General features: G+C 40.1%; 21 protein-coding genes. 7 read left to right on the top strand and 14 right to left on the bottom strand.

The window, feature by feature from the left end:
* Nucleotides 1-2 precede the first annotated feature (2 nt).
* The 4 genes from BLP52_RS10665 to BLP52_RS10650 form a co-directional block, all read right to left on the bottom strand.
* Nucleotides 3-851 (bottom strand): ribose-phosphate diphosphokinase, encoded by an 849-nt coding sequence (locus BLP52_RS10665; protein WP_091710472.1) that lies wholly within the window; start codon nt 849-851, stop codon nt 3-5.
* A gap of 90 nt (nt 852-941) precedes the next feature.
* Entirely contained in the window at nt 942-1,418 is a 477-nt protein-coding gene (gene moaC / locus BLP52_RS10660) for a cyclic pyranopterin monophosphate synthase MoaC (RefSeq protein ID WP_091710471.1), read from the bottom strand.
* 14 nt (nt 1,419-1,432) lie between these two features.
* Nucleotides 1,433-1,615: a hypothetical protein gene (locus tag BLP52_RS10655; RefSeq protein WP_091710470.1), complete on the bottom strand. Its 183-nt coding sequence runs from the start codon at nt 1,613-1,615 to the stop codon at nt 1,433-1,435.
* Nucleotides 1,615-3,093 (bottom strand): NAD(P)H-hydrate dehydratase, encoded by a 1,479-nt coding sequence (locus tag BLP52_RS10650; RefSeq protein ID WP_091710469.1) that lies wholly within the window; start codon nt 3,091-3,093, stop codon nt 1,615-1,617. The genes BLP52_RS10655 and BLP52_RS10650 overlap by 1 nt, the downstream gene beginning before the upstream one ends.
* Nucleotides 3,094-3,209: 116 nt before the next feature.
* On the opposite strand from BLP52_RS10650, the gene BLP52_RS10645 reads away from it, so the two are divergent.
* The 4 genes from BLP52_RS10645 (at nt 3,210) to hisE (ending at nt 7,715) form a co-directional block, all read left to right on the top strand.
* Nucleotides 3,210-4,679 (top strand): DHH family phosphoesterase, encoded by a 1,470-nt coding sequence (locus BLP52_RS10645; RefSeq protein ID WP_091710468.1) that lies wholly within the window; start codon nt 3,210-3,212, stop codon nt 4,677-4,679.
* Nucleotides 4,680-5,092: 413 nt separating this feature from the next.
* Nucleotides 5,093-5,803, top strand: coding sequence for a YkgJ family cysteine cluster protein (locus tag BLP52_RS10640; protein WP_091710467.1), 711 nt, complete (start codon nt 5,093-5,095; stop codon nt 5,801-5,803).
* 84 nt (nt 5,804-5,887) lie between these two features.
* Nucleotides 5,888-7,168 carry a 3-isopropylmalate dehydratase large subunit gene (locus BLP52_RS10635; protein WP_202905784.1) on the top strand — a complete coding sequence of 427 codons (1,281 nt, stop codon included), beginning with the start codon at nt 5,888-5,890 and terminating at the stop codon, nt 7,166-7,168.
* A 247-nt stretch (nt 7,169-7,415) separates the two neighbouring features.
* A complete protein-coding gene (gene hisE, locus BLP52_RS10630) occupies nt 7,416-7,715 on the top strand; it encodes a phosphoribosyl-ATP diphosphatase (protein ID WP_091710466.1) in 300 nt (99 codons plus the stop codon).
* A 79-nt stretch (nt 7,716-7,794) separates the two neighbouring features.
* Here hisE and BLP52_RS10625 read toward each other — a convergent pair whose 3' ends face one another.
* Nucleotides 7,795-8,175 carry a DUF302 domain-containing protein gene (locus tag BLP52_RS10625; protein ID WP_238380799.1) on the bottom strand — a complete coding sequence of 127 codons (381 nt, stop codon included), beginning with the start codon at nt 8,173-8,175 and terminating at the stop codon, nt 7,795-7,797.
* A 138-nt stretch (nt 8,176-8,313) separates the two neighbouring features.
* A complete protein-coding gene (locus tag BLP52_RS10620; protein WP_091710464.1) occupies nt 8,314-9,189 on the bottom strand; it encodes a CBS domain-containing protein in 876 nt (291 codons plus the stop codon).
* 193 nt (nt 9,190-9,382) lie between these two features.
* Here BLP52_RS10620 and BLP52_RS10615 point away from each other — a divergent pair, with 193 nt between their 5' ends.
* Entirely contained in the window at nt 9,383-10,387 is a 1,005-nt protein-coding gene (locus tag BLP52_RS10615) for an NOG1 family protein (protein WP_091710463.1), read from the top strand.
* Nucleotides 10,388-10,524: 137 nt separating this feature from the next.
* Here BLP52_RS10615 and BLP52_RS10610 read toward each other — a convergent pair whose 3' ends face one another.
* From BLP52_RS10610 to BLP52_RS10580, 7 genes are all read right to left on the bottom strand, one after another.
* Nucleotides 10,525-11,319 carry a hypothetical protein gene (locus BLP52_RS10610; RefSeq protein WP_154717853.1) on the bottom strand — a complete coding sequence of 265 codons (795 nt, stop codon included), beginning with the start codon at nt 11,317-11,319 and terminating at the stop codon, nt 10,525-10,527.
* 398 nt (nt 11,320-11,717) lie between these two features.
* The gene (locus BLP52_RS10605) at nt 11,718-12,839 is read right to left on the bottom strand and encodes a pyridoxal phosphate-dependent aminotransferase (RefSeq protein ID WP_091710527.1); all 1,122 of its coding nucleotides are present in this window, start codon (nt 12,837-12,839) and stop codon (nt 11,718-11,720) included.
* A gap of 13 nt (nt 12,840-12,852) precedes the next feature.
* On the bottom strand, nt 12,853-13,461 hold the full coding sequence (gene hxlB, locus BLP52_RS10600; protein WP_091710461.1) for a 6-phospho-3-hexuloisomerase: 609 nt from the start codon (nt 13,459-13,461) through the stop codon (nt 12,853-12,855).
* Nucleotides 13,462-13,478: 17 nt separating this feature from the next.
* Nucleotides 13,479-14,003, bottom strand: coding sequence for a hypothetical protein (locus BLP52_RS10595; protein WP_091710460.1), 525 nt, complete (start codon nt 14,001-14,003; stop codon nt 13,479-13,481).
* Between the two features lie 17 nt (nt 14,004-14,020).
* Nucleotides 14,021-14,383: a DUF2073 domain-containing protein gene (locus BLP52_RS10590; protein WP_091710526.1), complete on the bottom strand. Its 363-nt coding sequence runs from the start codon at nt 14,381-14,383 to the stop codon at nt 14,021-14,023.
* Nucleotides 14,384-14,388: 5 nt separating this feature from the next.
* Complete coding sequence (locus BLP52_RS10585) at nt 14,389-15,024, bottom strand: Era-like GTP-binding protein (protein WP_091710459.1); 636 nt, start codon at nt 15,022-15,024, stop codon at nt 14,389-14,391.
* A gap of 133 nt (nt 15,025-15,157) precedes the next feature.
* Nucleotides 15,158-16,156, bottom strand: coding sequence for a phosphate uptake regulator PhoU (locus tag BLP52_RS10580; RefSeq protein ID WP_091710458.1), 999 nt, complete (start codon nt 16,154-16,156; stop codon nt 15,158-15,160).
* 163 nt (nt 16,157-16,319) lie between these two features.
* Here BLP52_RS10580 and BLP52_RS10575 point away from each other — a divergent pair, with 163 nt between their 5' ends.
* The gene (locus BLP52_RS10575; protein WP_162272975.1) at nt 16,320-16,754 is read left to right on the top strand and encodes a hypothetical protein; all 435 of its coding nucleotides are present in this window, start codon (nt 16,320-16,322) and stop codon (nt 16,752-16,754) included.
* A gap of 767 nt (nt 16,755-17,521) precedes the next feature.
* Nucleotides 17,522-18,448 (top strand): UbiA family prenyltransferase, encoded by a 927-nt coding sequence (locus BLP52_RS10570; RefSeq protein WP_091710456.1) that lies wholly within the window; start codon nt 17,522-17,524, stop codon nt 18,446-18,448.
* A 4-nt stretch (nt 18,449-18,452) separates the two neighbouring features.
* Here the strand turns inward: BLP52_RS10570 and BLP52_RS10565 are convergent, their stop codons facing one another.
* Nucleotides 18,453-19,238 (bottom strand): helix-turn-helix transcriptional regulator, encoded by a 786-nt coding sequence (locus BLP52_RS10565; protein ID WP_091710455.1) that lies wholly within the window; start codon nt 19,236-19,238, stop codon nt 18,453-18,455.
* Between the last annotated feature and the right edge of the window lie 250 nt (nt 19,239-19,488).

Here is a 19,488-nt window from a genome sequence, read left to right as displayed (position 1 = left end):
GATCAGATACTTCTTAAAGCATTGGCTATAAGAGGTGCCACACTGACACAACTCTGCACCTTTTCTATTGTGTCGGTAGCTATAATATCTTTTACCCCTGCATTGTACAGGCGAAGTACCGCATTTCTTGCAAGAACCGGATGCACACATGCAAGGTAGACATCCTTTGCACCCTGGGATTTCAGCAGTTTGATGGATTCTGCCATTGTTCCACCGGTTGCTATCATATCATCGATGATGATGATATCCCTGTCCATTACATCGACATTTTTAGCCTTGATAGTTACTGAATCACCGGAATGTCTTGTCTTTTCAAGATAATCATATTCCAGTCCTACATCAGCAGCTGTGTTCTCCGCAAGGGTTATTGCTCCCTTGTCAGGTGAGACAATTAGGGGGTTGCACAGGTTCAGTGACCTTATATGGTAACCCATAAGACGTGAAGCATCCAGATCGAATGCATCGGCATTGAAATAGCTCAGAACACTTGCTTCATGTATATTTACTGTGAAGATCCTGTCCGCATTAATTGTCCTTGCAATCGCTCTGGCAGTTATTGGCTCGCCACTTTTGAACTTTTTATCCTGTCTGGCATAGCCCATGTATGGTATAACCACATTAATGACAGGTGAATCCTCACAGGCGTCAATAAGCTGTAACAATGCAACAAGATCAGAATCCGTTGTTGTACTCTGGATAATAGTAACTTCATCCACGTCCTCATCAAGTATGCGTGAATACAGTTCACCGTCAGGGAACCTTGTAAAGTCACACACGGTAGGCTCAATATTAAGTTCTCTTGCAACCCTTGATGAAAGAGCCTGGGATGCTGGTCCTCCTATGATTTTCAAATAATTTACCTCTTTAAGATTTGATTAATGATTAAATTTGATAATTGATCAGAGTGATTTGAATGCTTCCTAATGCATCCCTCAAATACATTAGTTTTGGTTCATTTTGACTTTCTCAAGAACCTTTATATTTTCAATTCCAGTAGCAGGATAATTACCAGTCTCATCTTTCTCTGCAGACTTGACCATATCCCACACAGTCAGCAGGGCAACAGAGACACCTGTGAGTGCCTCCATCTCAACACCTGTTTTTCCCACAGAACGCACCTCAACAGTTGCACGAACGATGTTCTCATGAATTGAAAAGTCCACGTCCACCTTGGTAATTGGGATCTGGTGGCACATAGGAATAAGCTCAGGTGTTTTCTTTACTGCAAGAATGGAAGCCACGCGTGCGGTGGAAAAGACATTACCCTTTTCAACAGTACCTGTGCGTATCTTCTCGATGGTTGCATCATTAAGGACTATTTCCCCGGAAGCTATGGCTTTTCTTACAATTATGTCCTTTTTACTGATGTCTACCATGACCGCACGGTCGTTCTCGATATGTGTGAATGTAGCTTCCAATTGATCACCGTTTTTTAATCAATCCTAATATTTTGTCTCTGCAGGTAATCCTCAATAGTAGTATTTAGTTGTTCTTTCAGACTGCGTGCCTCATCAAGTGAAAGTTTGAGTATTTCCTCATCCTTGTCATGACTGACAATGACGCGTATCCACTTTCTTTCGATATCCACACTAATTTTTCTGCTTTCCCGCTCCATTATAATACACCTAATATAACATCGGTTATCCGGGCAATTATATCTGTCGCAAGCAACCCGTTCCCTTTTTCCTCATAGGCAAGATCACCGGCAGAACCGTTAATGAAAACAGCACACGAACCTGCACTCATGGCATCATTGACTGCAAAAAGAGCACCAGTTATTCCGGTAAGAACATCGCCTGTTCCACCAACGGTCATTCCTGAATTACCTGTCCTGTTTAATCTGGTAACCGAACCATCAGAAATGACATCGATTTTTCCTTTCAGTAAAAGGGTGACATCTTTATCCGAAGCAAACCTTCTGACGATATTCTTTTTAGAATCAAGTTCTTTAGGAACCTCAGAACCTGACAGTCTTGAGAACTCTGCCGAATGTGGCGTCAGGATGAATTTACCCTCACTTTTTACAGGCAATGTTAGTCCAAAGAGCGCGTCTGCATCAACAACAGCTTTTCTGCAAAAAGGAAGAAGCTGTTCTACAGTTTCCAGAGTTTCTCTTTCCCTGCCAAGACCTGGGCCTATCACAGCAACATCATGAGTTTCAAGGAGATTTTTAAGAACCGGAATGTTTGAAGGATTTAATCTGTCACCTTCAAGAGGAATTACAATCAGATTTGGTGAAAACGATGCAACTGTGTCTGCAACATTTTCCGGTACTGCAACTGTTACGATATCAGCACCTGTACGAAGTGCTGCCATAGCTGCCAGAGCCGGGGCACCATAGTAGGCACCTCCGCCAATTACAAGAACCCGTCCTGAATTGCCTTTATGGGAATATTTATTCCTATGTGCAAGTGACATAAGATCTCCTATACCCACATATTCTTCTGCGTCCCTGCAAACCCCTATAGGAGCAACTTTTACCAGACCTGCGTATTTTTCAGAATCAGGAAGTTCAAGACCGGTTTTCATTTTGTGAAAAGTGATTGTCGTGTCTGCAACCACGCTTTTTACGACTTCTCCGCCATCCAGATCATATCCTGATGGGGAATCGATAGAAATAATGTATGAATCTGAGGAATTGATAAGGTCAATTGCAGTTGATTCGGGCTCTCTTGGTGCACCTTTTATTCCTGAGCCCAGTACTCCGTCAACAATGATATCATTGTCTTTCCAGCCAGAATATTTTTCAAGTTCCTTTGAATCTGCTATTTCCCTTAATTCTGTAAGGCCACTGTAACTGAGAAGAGAAAAGTTCTGTTTTGATTCTTCTGTCCTTATACGTGAAGAATTTCCAAGAAGTATCAGTCTTACATCATAGTTCTCATTCATTGCCAGATGACGTGCAGCAACAAAGGCATCTCCTCCGTTGTTTCCTCTGCCTGCAACAAAAAGTACTTTACCTGAACTTAACTTAGACGTAATTTCCCGGGCAATTGCAGCGCCGGCATTTTCCATAAGCTGCAAAGGGTTCATGCCGATATATGCGCAATTAGCATCGATAGCCCGCATTTTGGAAGAAGTGATAGAAGACATAGTTACCTATTTATTCCTTAGTTTGCATTGTATTTATCAGTTGATGTATTATTTCTGTTATTTTATTGAAAATTGTTTTATGCAAATATGACCCTTAACCAGATGGAGGTTATTCTATTAACAACGTTGCAAAGGAGATTAACGCAACTGACAAAACTAAGATAAAACCCACATACCTTATTCTTGGTAGTGGGAGTTTTGGATTTGCATTAGCCAAGGAACTCAGGGAACTTGACAAGGAACTTATTATCGTTGATAAGGACGCGCAGAAGGTCGAAACACTGCGTGAGGAAGCATACGAGGCATTGGTTGGTGATGTCAGCGACCCTAACCTTTTTGACATGATAAACACCAAGAATCTTGCAGGTATCCTTATACTGAGTTCTGATCCCAAGGCAAACAAAATAGCCCTCAAAAATGTCAGAGAAAAAGTATCACCTGATATCTACTGTGTGGTAAGAGCTCCTGATGTAATTAACATGCAGGAGATGGAAACCCTTGGGGCAGACCTTGTAATAATGCCTCCAAGAATGGTGGCGAAATCACTTTCCAGATCACTTGAGCGCGCAGAGGCAATGCGTAGAGGCAACAAGCTCACACAATGGTTCGAGGAAAATAAAGCCAAGAAACTTGGCATTGTTGTTCACGATAACCCGGACCCTGATGCCATATCCAGTGCCCTTGCACTAAAAACCATTGCATCATCTTTTAATGTACTTGCAGACATCATCTATCACGGAGAGATCGGACATCAGGAAAACAAGGCGTTTGTGAACCTGCTTGGTATTGACCTTTACAGATCAGAAGATGTAGGATTTACAAATTACGAGAACCTTGCACTTGTGGATTGTTCAATGCCAGGTGCAAACAACTCCCTTCCTCTCGATACCCACGTGAATATCATTATTGACCATCATCCTCTTCCTGATGCAGATATAGATGCAGACTTTATCGATATCAGACCGCATGTTGGAGCGTCTGCTACAATCCTTACAAAGTATCTTCAGGAACTCAACATCGATATTGACAGTGAGCTTGCTACTGCACTGCTTTATGGGATAAGGACTGACACCCTTGACTTTAAGAGAAATACCGATTCTGCGGACCTTTCTGCAGCTTCATACCTCTATCCGTTATCAGACCACGATATACTGGAACAACTGGAACGTCCTTCAATGTCAATAGAAACACTGGACGTGCTTGGTGAAGCCATTAACAGCAGACAGGTGATCGGAAGCTATCTGCTTTCCAATGTCGGAAGTATCCGTAACAGGGACACATTACCGCAGGCGGCAGATTACCTGCTTAACCTTGAAGGTATTTCGACATCGATCGTTTTCGGAGTGACAGAAGATAAGATATATATCTCCGGCCGCAGCAACGATATCAGGGTCAACCTTGGAGATGTCATGAAAAGAGCTTTTGGAGAAGATGCCGGAGGCGGACATGCAACCGCTGCAGCCGCGCAGATCCCTCTTGGAGTGTTCAGTGCCTCCAAGGACCGTCAGACACTATTAAGACTTGTTAATGAAGCTGTCGTGAAAAGGTTCCTGGCAGCTGTCGGTGTGGAAGAGGCCGATGAATAAACTCTTCCGGCTCTGTTTTTAGACTTTGACGCCGTCAAATAGACTATGTTTCAGATACACAAGAATAGATAATGAAATAGATATTATTAAATATCTATTCTGGAGCCTAAACTAGGAATACAACTTCTTTTTGTGAAAAGAAAACATCCTGCTCATAACAGGCTATTTTTCTCCGGCATATCAGAAATAATACTTAAAGCCATACTGGCGAATACAAAAGATTACGTATTAACCTGCATAATATGCATGCACTTACAGGGTCATACTAACAAATATTGCATATTACTTTGTTCATACCATAGTTACAATAAAGAAAGTCCAAAGCATACACAACGCAACTGATTTTAGAATAGTGACTCCCCAAAAAGTCCAACCCCATGAAAGATAAATGATCAGAGCATTCAGACAAGCAGATGAATGAGAATGTGAAGGAGATCCTGGTCCGTGAGCTTGAAGCAGAACTTGATTCTGCTAAAAAGATAAGCGTACAGGAGATTGCAGATGAGATTCACAATATGGGATTTCAATGCCTGATATGTGGTAAATGCTGTCGCAGGGATTCTGGAGACAACCGGGTTGCAATAACCATTAAAGAGATACATAATATTGAGAATCAGAGCAATCTTACATTGGAAGAGATTGCAGAGCCTTTTGTCATGGAAACCGAATCATCGGAAGAAGAATGCAAGATAAATGCTGCGGACGAACTCATCGATGAAGATGGCAACATACATACTTTCGGATGGATGCTTCGTCGAAAAGATAACGGAGATTGTTCGTTCATCCCTGATGATACCACAGATCACAGGTGCAGTATCTACAAACTAAGACCCTTATTGTGCAGTACATATCCATTCTACATGGAAGAACTCAGGCTCAATACTTCGGAATGTGAAGGCATTGGAAAAGAAATTGGAAGTCAGGAAAGTTATGAGCTTGCAGAGCTTTTGCTGAAAAGATATATACTGGAATTAGAGGACACTATTCTTACATATAAGAACTACAACGGTTTTGAAACCGGAGAAAATGGTCAAAATATTGCTGAATCCTGCCTGAAGCAAGGATACTTAAGTTACATCGTCCATTATAGTGAGGGAAGTTACAGGATAGTAAAAAATATCTGAATTAACCCTAAATACGCTTAAAATTACACTTAATTTCAGTTTATCGATTGATTTATAATGAATAAACATTATGCAGGAATAAACATGTCCACTAACAATGAACCTATGACGATCTCTGAGAAGATCTTTTCGAAGGCTGCCGGGAAGACGGTAAAAGCCGGAGAATTCGTACTGGCCAATATAGACAGGGCAATGACCCACGACATCACAGGACCTCTTGCAGTAGATGGATTCTACGAGATCATGAGGGATAAGGAAGAGAAGAATGTATGGGATCCGAGCAAGATTGTAATTCTTTTCGACCATCAGGTTCCTGCAGACTCACTAAACGCTGCACAGAACCACATAATGCTCAGAAAGTTCGCAAAGGAACAGGGCATTATCAACTATGATGTTTACGAAGGTGTCTGCCACCAGGTGATGCCTGAAAAGGGACACGTAAAACCTGGAGACCTTGTAGTAGGTTCTGACTCACACACCTGTGCATACGGTTCACTCGGTGCATTCTCAACAGGTATCGGCTCAACTGACATGGCAGCAGTCTTTGCATCAGGAAAACTCTGGTTCAAGGTTCCTGAAACCATAAGGTTTGAGGTTGAAGGAAAGCTTCCAAAGCACGTTTACTCAAAGGACATCATTCTCCACCTGATTGGAGATGTTGGTGCAGAAGGTGCAAGATACAAGGCAGCAGAATACGCAGGTTCAGCTATCAGCTCACTGCCAATGTCCGAGCGTATGACCATCTCCAACATGGCAATTGAGATGGGCGGTAAGGCAGGTATCATTGAGGCTGATGCAGTTACAGAAGCATATCTCAAGGAAAGAATACCAGACTATGAGTTTGACCCATACTGGAAGTCTGACGAGGGTGCAGAGTGTGAGCTTCACAAGTATGATATCAGCAACCTTGAACCACAGGTTGCATGCCCACACAACGTAGATAACGTTAAGCCTGTAACAGAAGTAGAAGGCACAAAAGTTGACCAGATCTTTGTAGGTTCCTGTACAAACGGAAGATTCGAGGATATCGAAGTTGTGGCAAAGATGATGGGTGATGAGCCTGTTGCAAAAGGCGTAAGACTTCTTATTATCCCTGCATCCAGAACAGAGTACATGAAAGTACTCAGAGCAGGTTACATCGAACAGTTCATGGAAGCAGGCGCAATGGTCGAATCACCATGCTGTGGTCCATGTATGGGAGGTTCTTTCGGACTTCTCGGTGACGGAGAAGTAGGACTTGCAACATCCAACCGTAACTTCAAGGGACGTGAAGGAAGTCCACAGTCCTTCGTATACCTGAGCTCACCGGCAACCGCTGCAGCATCAGCACTCACAGGCGAAATTACAGATCCGAGAAAGATCTGATTTCCTCTTATTTCTTTCTTTTTTTCAAATGTGTGACCACAAAAGATATATTAAACAAATTTATATGATAGTTCCAGACGTTGGTATAACCAACACTATCCCGTCATATTGTGTGTGGATTACAACCAACGTCACTATAACTGTTTTTTTATCTGTTGAACTTCAAAGCTTGCAGCATAGGTTGCCCGTTTGAACTGTGCACCATAAAGATGTAATATGATTACCTTCTATCAGGAAAGGATAAATCATGCCTGAAACTGATCTCTCAATACTCAACGAGCTTTACGACATAATAACAGACAGAAAAGAGAATCCTTCTGAAGATTCATATGTATGTTCTTTACTCAATCACAGAAAAGGTATCGACAAGATACTGGAAAAGGTTGGAGAGGAATCCATAGAAACCATTCTTGCTGTTAAGAGCGAGAACAAGGAAGAGATGATATACGAATCATCAGATCTTTTGTTCCATCTTATGGTTATGTTCGTGGCTAAAGGAATAACCCTTGATGAGATTGCTACTGAGCTTAAGAAAAGAAGAAAATAGGACCTGTAAAAGCCTATTTGAATAATGGAAATAATTACCAGGCGATTGTATTTTGAAAGATAGAACTTGAAGTGTCTGATCACATATTTGATATGACCCTTTCTAACCTTTCTTTGATCTCATCTGCAATTGTAAGAAAGTCCTTATTTCCTGCAATCTTTAACATTTCCTTCGGGTCGATGGCCGAGACTACGGTTTCATCCCCGTCCACATATACAATAACATTACATGGCAGTAATAAACCGATGTTCATTTCACCTTCAAGGGCCTTTTTTGCAAAGGGAGGATTACATGCTCCCAGAATAATATAATCCGTAAAATCATAATCCAGTTTCTTTTTCAAAGTACTCTTCACGTCAATCTCAGTGAGGACACCAAAACCTTCTTTCGTCAGTTCTTCCTTAACCTTTGCAATTGCTTCATTATACCCGAGATTTGTTCGCGTTGTTATGTCATACAAAATATCACTCCCTACAAATATATCGAAACAGATGTATTTATAACTATACTCCTGTGGATCCCTTCCCATATACAGCAAACAAAGTTAGAAAAGACAGAAAATAGTTCTGTTGAACTATTTTAATTTCATTAACTATTATTAATATACCACTAGTTCGTGGAATACGTCCTTCTTGGACAGGATTCCCTTTGGCACACCATCATAGGATACCAGCAAGAAACCGATATTGTGAGTATCGAACATCTTCACAGCATCATAAAGAGAGGTTTCAGAATCAACGGAAATGAGGTCACGGGTCATGATGTCCTTGACCTTTGCAGTCATTTTTCCACTTGCTACAGCATCACCGATATCAGTGAAAGTAACCACACCAAGAATAATCTCATCCTCTATTACAGGTGCTCCATGTATGCCCTTTTCAACAAGCAAACGTGCAGTTTCCTGAATGGAGGCATTTCCACTTATTGATATCATGTTAGTACGGGCATAATTCTTGACAGGCTTCTTTGGCAGGGAGATCATCTCATTTATTGAGAAAACAAGAGTGTTTTGCGTATCGTCCCTTCCTACGATCTCACCGCGAACAACCAGTTTGTTCACAGGTGTCGGGCCTGCCTGCACAAGGTCTCCCTGTTCAAATCCCTTAATATTACCAAGTACTTTAATCATACCATGGCAAAGATCAGGATGCCTTACAGTGGTAAAGCTGATCTCAGCTACCGTTGCACCGTCCACGAGCTGATCGTTCCTGAAAATAGGAACACTCGCCTCATGATCCATTGCTGTGATACTTAAAGCTTCATAGGCCTCGCCTGTAGCTTTGTATCCACCTTTTGGACCAGGGACACCTTCAACGAGCCCGAGGACTTTCAGAGATTGCATCTGATTCCGGACAGTACCGGGATTCCTGCTAATAAGCTCTGCAATCTCTTCGCCTTTAACAGCTCGATCTTTTTCTCTCTGGAGATTGATCAATGCAATAAGAATATCTTTCTGTATAGGAGTCAGTTCCACAAAATCACCGGGTCCATAAACTCAAATATAGTTTATAGATAACTCTTAAGAGATATATAAAACATAGTATAGTATCATAATTAGTAAATCTGAAAGAAGGGATTTTTCACAAAATTACATTTTTTAAAAGATTCTATTTATAGGAATAGGGCTTTATATGTTGAAGTGATTTGAAGCCACGACAGGAAGAAACATGATCTTTGAGAAAATTAATACAGTCCAGACATCCGAGGAATTACTTGACAAGGCGTTTAGAAGAGCAACCAGAGCCATGTCCGGAAAGACTATCAGTGGAAGAAAGACAGCAATTGAAGCAAATGAGTCAATGATGCTTACCGCTGGTAACATACTTACAGATAACCTGAAGAACATTGTTAGAAGATTCCCTACTTTTGAGAATCTGCCACCTTTCTATTATGAACTTGCAGATGTTATGGTAGGCGTTGACGATATGAGAAAATCCCTGAGCAGGCTTGACTGGGCCAGCGCAAAGATACATGAAGTCACAAGGGAACACGTTGGCAAGATAAGGAAAGCAAGAGAACCTATGTCAGTTAGAAAACAGTGTTTTGGAAGATTATCATCCATTATGCGCTCAATTGATAAAGATCTGATATTCCTCAACGAATCACGTAATAAGCTCAGAAAACTGCCTTCAGTAAATGACGAGCCAACCATTGTTGTTGCAGGATACCCAAACATTGGAAAATCCAGTTTTGTTACCAAGGTTACCGGAGCAACACCTGAAATAGCCCCTTACCCATTTACCACAAAAGGAGTATCAATAGGACATTTCTTTGTAGGTAATGACAGATATCAGGTAATGGACACGCCAGGTCTTCTTGACAGACCAATGTCAGAACGTAATGAAATCGAGCTTCAGGCAATTACAGCACTGAAGAACCTTGATGCTGTTGTTCTTTTCATAATTGATGCAACTGAAACATGTGGATATGAGATAGAAGATCAGAAACGCATGCTTGAAGAAGTTCGCAGCGGATTTAAGTTACCTGTACTTGTTGTTGCTAACAAGGCAGATCTGCCACAGTTCAGAGACCTTGATTTTGTTGATATGAAAATGTCAACTGCTACCGGAGAAGGCATCGAAGAAGTTACTTCAACACTTATAGAGATGGTCAAAAAAGCTATCGCAGAAAAAGAAGTAGTTGAAGAAAATGTGATAATGGATGACTATTAAAAGTCATCACAATACTTTTTCCATTATTGATTGTCTTTTTGGAGAGAACAAGTTAATTAACTTCGAAAACCATTGGACATATCACCACAATAAAAAATGCGATGCTCCCTTATTCGGAAAAATAGTGGGGAATACATTTAGGAAGGAGCTATTTTTGAAATCGGTTCACTTATAATCACATTAACTATTGTCTTTCCTGAATTATTGATGTCGGTTAGCAACTTAATTTTGTATTCATTAGAGCCTTTGGAAATTCGTTCCTTTACATCAAGGTTAACGGAAAAATGTAATTCCTTTTTATTCAGATTATTACTTGTATTGATAAAAGAATCATACGTATAAGCCGGTTCTAAATGATAGATTCCCATGTCTTCAAAGGAAATATTCTCTGCATCAGAAAAATTACTTGCCGGAAAAAGTATGGGATTGCTTTTATCAAGTGGATTTAATCCGTTAACATGATCTACAACAATCTGGTCCCTCAAGTATATATTTTCAAGAACTGATTCATTAGTCTGAAAACACAACATGAATCCCTCCTCAGTATTGATTACGTAACTGGTCCAGTTTCCTTCAATTGCTCTGTAATCAAATGCTTCAGTTGTATTTTTGAAGTAGGGACCTTTCCGGTATTCAAGAGGAGTATGCAAGACATATTCATGAACAAACTTCTGAGATAAAGTCGGTTCTTTTTGAGCAGGCACCGAAACAAACGATCCATTGATGTTCGCAGGTATCGGAACTACTATTTTAGTGGTTTCATTTACAATTTGTCCTTCGAGGCCGGTTATTTGAACAGTGTACACATAATTATTTCTTAGATCATTGCTGCGCCATTCATGATAGTTCAAAAAAATACCATTTAATACTACAGATATTAAAATTAAAACAATAATAAAAGTGCCAATTAAAATTTTAGTAACCACTTTCATGCTCCCACTCACCAAATTAGAGTTAGTATACTTCTTAGTTGTATAAGATTTTTATTAAATCATTATTAATTTATGCAACTACACAAAATATACTAATTGCACATCTTATTAAAAAAATCAGGAAATAATGTTTAGAATTAAAGTTAAGAATTAATAGCACACAAATATTGTGAATAATGATGTTTAATCCTCTTGATAGCGAGCAAGCAGGAATTCACAAATTTTGATACAACACATCTTTCACAAAATGCTCACTATATCTTTAACGAGGTAATATTCAGAAAAACGTGAAAGCAGTCATCTACTGCGAATCATCACATTATAAACCTGCAGTTAAGAATATGCAGTTTTGAAATATAAATTCTTTAGACCTTAAATGATATTTTGAATTTCCTTTTTCAGAGGGACTTTTCCATTATATCAAGAGCATTTTTGAGATTGTCCCTGGATGAAGCGTAGGAGAGACGAATGTGCCCTTCTCCGCGGTCGCCGAAGGCCGTACCCGGAACAACTATTACTCCAGCAGCTATAAGTTTTGAAGCGACCTCCCCGGAAGTAGTTCCCTCGGGAACTTCAGGGAAAGCATAGAAAGCACCTTTTGGGTATTCACATTTTAGTCCTATTGAGTTCAGACCTTCCACAAGCATATCCCTGCGGGCCTTGAACTCATCGCGCATTGAATAGACAGAATCCATCGGGCCGGAGATTGCTGCGTATGCAGCCTTCTGGGCAATGGAATTAGCACATGCCTGTACATACTGATGGACCTTGATCATCTGCTCTGTATATTCCTTCTTTGCAGCAACGTAACCGATTCTCCATCCGGTCATGGAGAATGTCTTGGACACTGCGTTGATAGTTATCACATTATCTGAGAACTGAGCAGGACTGACATGCTCACCTTCATAGATGAAATGCTCGTACACTTCATCAGAAATTATTGTTATGTTGTGATCATCTGCTATTTCTGCAAATGCTTTCATGTCGCTCTTGCTTTGAACAGCACCGGTAGGGTTTGCAGGAGAATTAATAATAATTGCCTTTGTCTTTGGAGTGAGGTTCTCCATTACAGACTCAGGGCTTATTGTAAGATCATCTGCAAGAGGAAGAGGCGTAACTTTTCCACCCATGATATTTACAAGAGAATTATATGAAACAAAACCCGGATTTGCTATAAGCACATCATCTCCAGGATCTACCAGGGATGCCATTGCAAGTTCAAGGGCTTCTGAAGCACCGGATGTGACAATGATCTCATTTGGTGAGACTTCAAAATTGTTCTTATCTTTGAATTTGGAACTCAAAGCCTGAAGAAGTTCAGGAATTCCCGGTCCTGCGGTATAACCTGTAAAACCATCATTGATAGCATCGATTGCAGCCTGTTTGATGTGCTGCGGTGTATCAAAATCCGGCTGTCCAAGACCAAGATTAATAGAGTTTGGGCCTGCGCCCTCAAACATCTTTCTTATCCCGGAAATATCTATACCCAGGACCCTCTGTGCGAACTTCGAATCAGGCATGTTATCACTTATTTTATTCAATATTTGTGTGTCTTGACTTGAGATCTTCTTCTGAAGCACCTGTAATGAAGATAAGCTCTGCAATAACAGCATCAAGGAAAACGCTTGAAGATGTCTCAAAAGAAGTACCAAGAGGAGTAAGATAAGTATATTCACCACGCATGTGACGTTCTACATAGCCACCTGCATCATCCTTTGTCCTTCCGGGAAGAACAATTGTCGTATCTGATAACTCTCCAAGAACAGAATCCTTGTTGGATGTGATGGTAACGAGTTTTGCACCGATCTCTTTTGCAACTCTTCCCAGATTTGCAATGGAGCGTGTCTGACCAGATCCTGATATCGCTATAACAACATCATCCTTGCTGACTGCAGGAGTTGTTGATTCACCGACAACATGTGATGTGAGGCCAAGGTGCATAAGTCTCATGGCAAATGCCCTTCCAACAAGACCGGAGCGACCTGCTCCCATAACGAAGATACGCTTTGCACCCATTATGTCCTCAAGCATCTGCCTGACAGAATCCTTGTCAAGTTTGTTTGCTACATTTTCAAGGTGTTCAGCCATCAATAAAATAGAAGAAGTTAAGTATTTACATTCGGATAAGTGGATTTCTTTCATAAGAGTTCCTCAATAAATCAATCAGAAATTGTAAGATCACTTTGTTTTTCTTTTGCATCGTCCTTATAATTGATGCTTTTAAGTTTCCAGCCTTCAATATTACTCAACTCTTCATACAAACGCATGATGTCTGAGTCATCGCCGGTCCAGTAGCAGTCTAAGACAGTGTCCTTATCTTTAAGTTCTTCGGTTATGGAACCTGCAAGATGGAAAAGAGCTTTCTTGCTGGAAAAAGGAATGTGGAAAGTGGTCCTGTAGCCATCTTTTGACTTTGCATAAGACACTAGGACGTAACCGTGGCTTTCATATTCCATTATCTCATCAAAATCACATATGAGTTCAAGTTCATGAACAGCCGAATGGTCGATATTGGATATACCAAGAAGTATCTGTCCTATAACTATATCCGGTACCTGCCTTCCAAACCATATGGATATTTTACCGTAGGTACAAACTACGTTCACATCATCCCTCCCCATCTCAAAAGAGGAAAGGGAGAGATATGGTGATATTTCGTATTCCTTACTTGAATTCTGACCCATTTATTGCTTCACGCAAATTACTTGTTTGTGGAAATGAGTGCACTGATCATATTGCGGTCCTTTTTCAGGGTCTTTAACTGATCAGCGGGTCCGATAACAGTCAGACGCGTCTTAAGAGCATTCTTTTTGAGGATCTTTCCTATGAAAGAAGTATCCACTTCTGACGGGTAACTTTCCATCTCGATGCCGGAAAAACCGTCTGGCTCAATAAGAGTCATTGTCATCTCGATAAGGCTTGCCTCCTCTTCAGGACTCAGACCTTTTTCAAGGACCAGTATCTTTCCGTTTTTTACCTCATCAATAATAAACCTGACCTTTTCCACAGGTGACATTTGTGATAATCTGTGCTCTGATACAAGATCCATCTGGAAGCCCTGCATTGCGATCACCCGAACCTCTTTGCAAGTTCTTCATAGAAAGTTTCTACGTTCTTGCCTTCCAGAGCAGATATTGAAACCATTGGATGCTGTGGGAAAGCGTCTCTGATGGTTGAAGGAGATGCTTCAGGAAGATCCACCTTGTTTGCGACAATAAGAAGTGGAAGGTTCCTTGCTTCCATGTTTCCAATAACTGTCACATTGACCTGGGTAAATGGATCTTCAGTTGCGTCCATAACAAGAATTACACCATCAAGGTTCTCAAGCCATTTGACAGCTTCAATAACACCTTCTGTAGCTTCTTTTGCACGCCTCTTTGATTCTGTCTCATCCATACCCTGTTCCATGAATTCATGGAAATCGATCTTTGTAGCAAGTCCGGGAGTATCAATAATATCAAGAGTTATGGAACTGCCATTGGTATTGATGGTCACACCCTCTCTGCGCCTTGCTCGCCTTGTTTCGTGAGCAATGTGTGAAACCGACCCCATTGCATCACCGGTCCAGTCCCTCAAGATCCTGTTAGCAAGGGTAGTCTTTCCCGCATTTGGCGGGCCGTATATTCCAATTCGGGCATTCTGTTTTTTAAACAGTTTTTTAAATAGGTCTGAAAAATTCCTCTTGAACGATGTGATTACGCCCATTCATTCCCTCCGTGAAGTAGCATTATATTTAATTATGGATAATTTTAGTAGTATAAACACTCATTGGCATATAATTTTTATTATCTGAATCTGCAAATTTCCTGTTTTCATCATATTAAGCGGATCTTTCGCCTCATACATTTCTTGACATTGCAGAATTTATAGCGATCTCAGCTATATTCGAGCCATAATCGCCTGTCCTGTCGATACTGTCAACAACTGTTCCAAGGGCAACCACAGCTCCGTAAGAATTTATCTTGAGAATAGCCGCATTTAATTTGTGGATCATGGAAGACATGCGGGCAACCCTGTCAATAACCTGGTTTGCAAGTTCGACATCAGAATTATAAAGCGCATCAATTGCATCCTCAACAACCTTCCTTGATATCTCAGATGTTGACTCGATCATTTCCATAATATCGTCAGGGATTGGTTCATTAAGGGCGGTTGTGACCTTTGCAATCTTACGTGCATGGTCTGCTATGCGTTCAATAGGACCAGCCGCCATCCTGAGATCATGGTATTCATCAATTGAAGTTTCCGCCGCATCAGGCAGCCTTGCGCCACGCAATATTGAGCGGAACTGTTTTGCTATCAATAGGAACAACCTGTCAACATCATCATCCCTCTGATCTACGTCAAGTGCAAGATCTGCATCACGTGTCTTGATGGCTTTTATTGCGTCAATATGCATGGAATTGGAGATGAGGTACATTCGCCTTACACTCTTTTTAATGGAGATTTCATCAGGATTTAAAAGATCCTGAATGACCACTTTTTTTGCAGTTTCTTCGATTATCTCAGGTCCTATAAGCTTGTAACACATGCTGCGGATAATGTTCTTCTGTTCCGCCAGGATTCTGTCTGCTTTTACTTCAATAATATCTGAACCTGCGAGATAAGCTGCTATCATATCCCTGGTCAGCGCATCCCCCATGCTTCCGGTAACATCGATCTGTATCTTCCTTACCGGAGGAGCATCATGTATAGGATCTATTACCAGTTTCCCATCAGGCTGAGGCTGCAAAGTTACTCTACTACCCGTTTTTATGCCAACTTTGTCTGCCCAGGTTTTTGGAAGAGAAATAATATAAGTGGAACCACCTGTTTGCTGAACTTTTCTGGTTTCTATTGAAATCCCTCATTTATGTTTATAGATTACTTGAATATATAGAACACAAGGTAATATATAGGCACTTCCCCTTGCATAAAAATATATATTAGAGATTATATAATATCCGACTATGAGATTTTTGAGAATAAAACCGGATGATATGAAGCTTTTGAGAAAAATAATGCCATTCATATGTCTGGCCATACCATGGGAAGTTTACTTTTATTCTGCATATTCTCAAGGATGGGGAATCAAATTCTCTGTATTCTATGCTAATTTTGACATTATTTACGGGACGATCTTTGTCAGCATAATCAAGCAGATGACACTACTTTCAATGGGAGGGTTCCTGCCATCTATCAGGACACTTGGCTGGGTTATTGCATCTTTTATCTGTATAGGACTGGCTGCCTATGAACTTTTAAAAGATAATATTGAAAAAGAGATAGATACAAAGACCGCAGGGTACATACTCATAACATGCGGAATCCTTTCACTGATAAGCTCCCTTGCAGTATGGAACAGCAGTTTCAAAACACTACCAATAGCTCCTCTGTTTTTCGGAGCTTTCGGATACATTCTATTGCAAGCAGCAGGGAACGACACAATCGATTGAATTAATCCTGACTTTAATATTTGCAGGAGTTGTTTTTCTGAAGGATACTATCAATGCAGCAAAAGACATCCACCCTATCATGATGACTACCATTATACGCGGCCCATTTGCATGAAATGGGAGCTTTTTTACCTCATCAAGCAACCGGGAAGAAAAAGAGGATAAAAAAAGACCTTTCAAATGGATATACAGATTGCAGGACATCAACTATATAGTTGCATATAGAAGTAATGATTTCCTCATTTTCCGAACCCTTCAGGCAGAAATACAAGGACAGACCATAGACGTTTGAATTATAATAAGGAGCCACGCACCTGTTTTTAAAAGTTAAATCGCATACGGGAACTATATGCAAATCCAGAATATCATCTCCAATACCACCATACCATAATCCCGATGTTTAAAAATGGCAGATTTTAATGGTGTTACTCATATCTGCCAAATTTGCAAGCATGATGCAAAATGAAACTATTCGTATATATAGTAAATTTTCACTAACAATAGATTGATAGTTCTTTTTTTACTACCAGTATAAGCAACACCTACAAAAATTATATATACATAAATAATAATACCATAATAATTATAGAAGTTTACGAAGATGTTGCCTTAGTGGCATTCATATAACAGGTACAAACAAATAGTGCAGGCACTTTATAGCTGGTTCTTATCTCTGCCTGAACAATTATAGCGTTAGCTTTAGTAGTTCATTGATATAACATTATACTCAAAAAATAATATTAGATAGTTTGAGCCCTTTTATTGATATGAGCTCGAACTGCACAATAGGTCTTCCGGGTTTTTCAGTAAAGAAATACGAACAAAAATACAATCTGCCACGCATTAATCCGTCTCCTACGGTCAATCTTCTTAAAAGTTCCGTACTGGTCTCATTTTCAGGCGCATTGAGAATACATATTGCATTCCTGTTGCTCCATATACAATCAGTCTTTTTGAATTGTCTTGCAGGAGGATTGATAATTTATGCTGTCTACACTTTAGACAGGGCATTGGATTCCGAAGAGGATCTGGCCAACAGGCCGGAACTCAAGGGAGCTTCGAAAAAGACTGCCCTGATAATTTCACTGATCTGCTTTTTGGCCGGAGCTGCAATCCTTACGGTAAACGGTCTTATATTCTTCGCTTTTCTTCCTCTTGTAACAGGTTATCTTTACAGTAAAGGTGCAAAGATAGGTAAATTCAATCTCAAGCTTAAAGGCGGACTTGGGATGAAGAACATCGTTGTCGGCACAACATGGGGAGCTTTCATAGCAGGTATCGCAGGTATCTATGCAGCCGATCTGCTCGCACCTGCAATAGTCTTCCTTTATTTTGGCCTTAAGCTCTTTGTAAATTCTGCTATATATGATTTCAAGGACATAAAAGGTGACACACTGGCAGGAATCAAAACACTACCAGTTGTCCTTGGACAAAAGAAAGCAAAGATTATGCTGTTCAGTCTGCACATCCTGTCCCACATGATCTTGCTATTATCGATTATTACAGGAACGCTGGCATTTGAGCCTATAATACTTGGTTACAGTTTCATCATAGGATTGCTGTACATTAAGAGCTTTGCAGAACCTGTGAATGTTGAAACAAAGAACAGACTTGCCAGAAGACTGTTCATGATAGATGGTGAATCAACCACCATCGTCGGACTCAGAACAATTGCAAGCGGGCTTATAGCCTGAAGGATCAAATGGATGTGACCTTACGGGATTTACCCAGATAATAATCGAAAAGGTCACTTCCCCATTTTAATGCACCCTTATCATAGCCTACAAGATCATCTCTGGGATCATAGGTATCAGGATTAAAGAATAAGGACATGGAGAAGAACAGATCACTAACTACAAAAGCAAGCTTTACATCATCTATTACATGAAGCTCAGTTTTTGAAGCATTCAAATAGAACTCAAGTTTTTCACGGTGCTCATCCCTAACCTTTTGAAATACATTCTCAGTCAGTATCAAGGAGGTCGGCACATCCTTTTTAGCAAGCTCCACTACAAAATCAGGATATGTTGGTATGAAAATAGAGGAGACGCCTTTGATGGTTGATGATTTCAGGAGATTTTCCACAAATATCTTGTGAGACTCATAGATATTCTCTATGCTACCGGACACAACATTACACTCTTTCAAAGCTATGAGGTCGTTAAGCAAATGCTGGGGTATGTCATCCAGATAATGTTCTTCCCAGAAAGACTCATTTTTCTCTATTGTTTCAATAATATCCAGAAAAGGTCTGAAATGGTGGATTATAGCTTTACCAATGGGAGTTATTTGATAATCCTTATCTGTTTTTTCTATCAGGTTGTGCTCCAGCATTTCCTTAATTCGCGGGGAAATTTCCGGAGAGGATACGTTAAAATAATCTTTGATGTCGGATAAAGTACATGATTTTTCTTCAAGCAGGAATAATATATCCTTCCTTTTTTCTGAAAATGTCAATATACTTAAAAGCCCCTTAGACTTCAACTTTCCACCTCAATTTATATTGATTATGTATCCAACCAACCAATAAGCAAAACGTAACTAATTAATATAAAAGTTAGTTAATGAGTTATAAGTGTTTTTGCGTAAAAAGCAGCAGAAGACAATTTTTACATATTGTTTGTAAATTTTAATTGACATAGATATAAACTTTAATCAAAAGAAAAATGCAAAAAGCGCAAACTGCTGCTAAATAAAGATAACTTTAGATAGAATTTAGATAAAAAATAGAGAA

Source organism: Methanolobus vulcani (assembly GCF_900100715.1).
GTDB lineage: Archaea > Halobacteriota > Methanosarcinia > Methanosarcinales > Methanosarcinaceae > Methanolobus > Methanolobus vulcani.
This window is presented reverse-complemented; position numbering and strand designations above follow the sequence as displayed.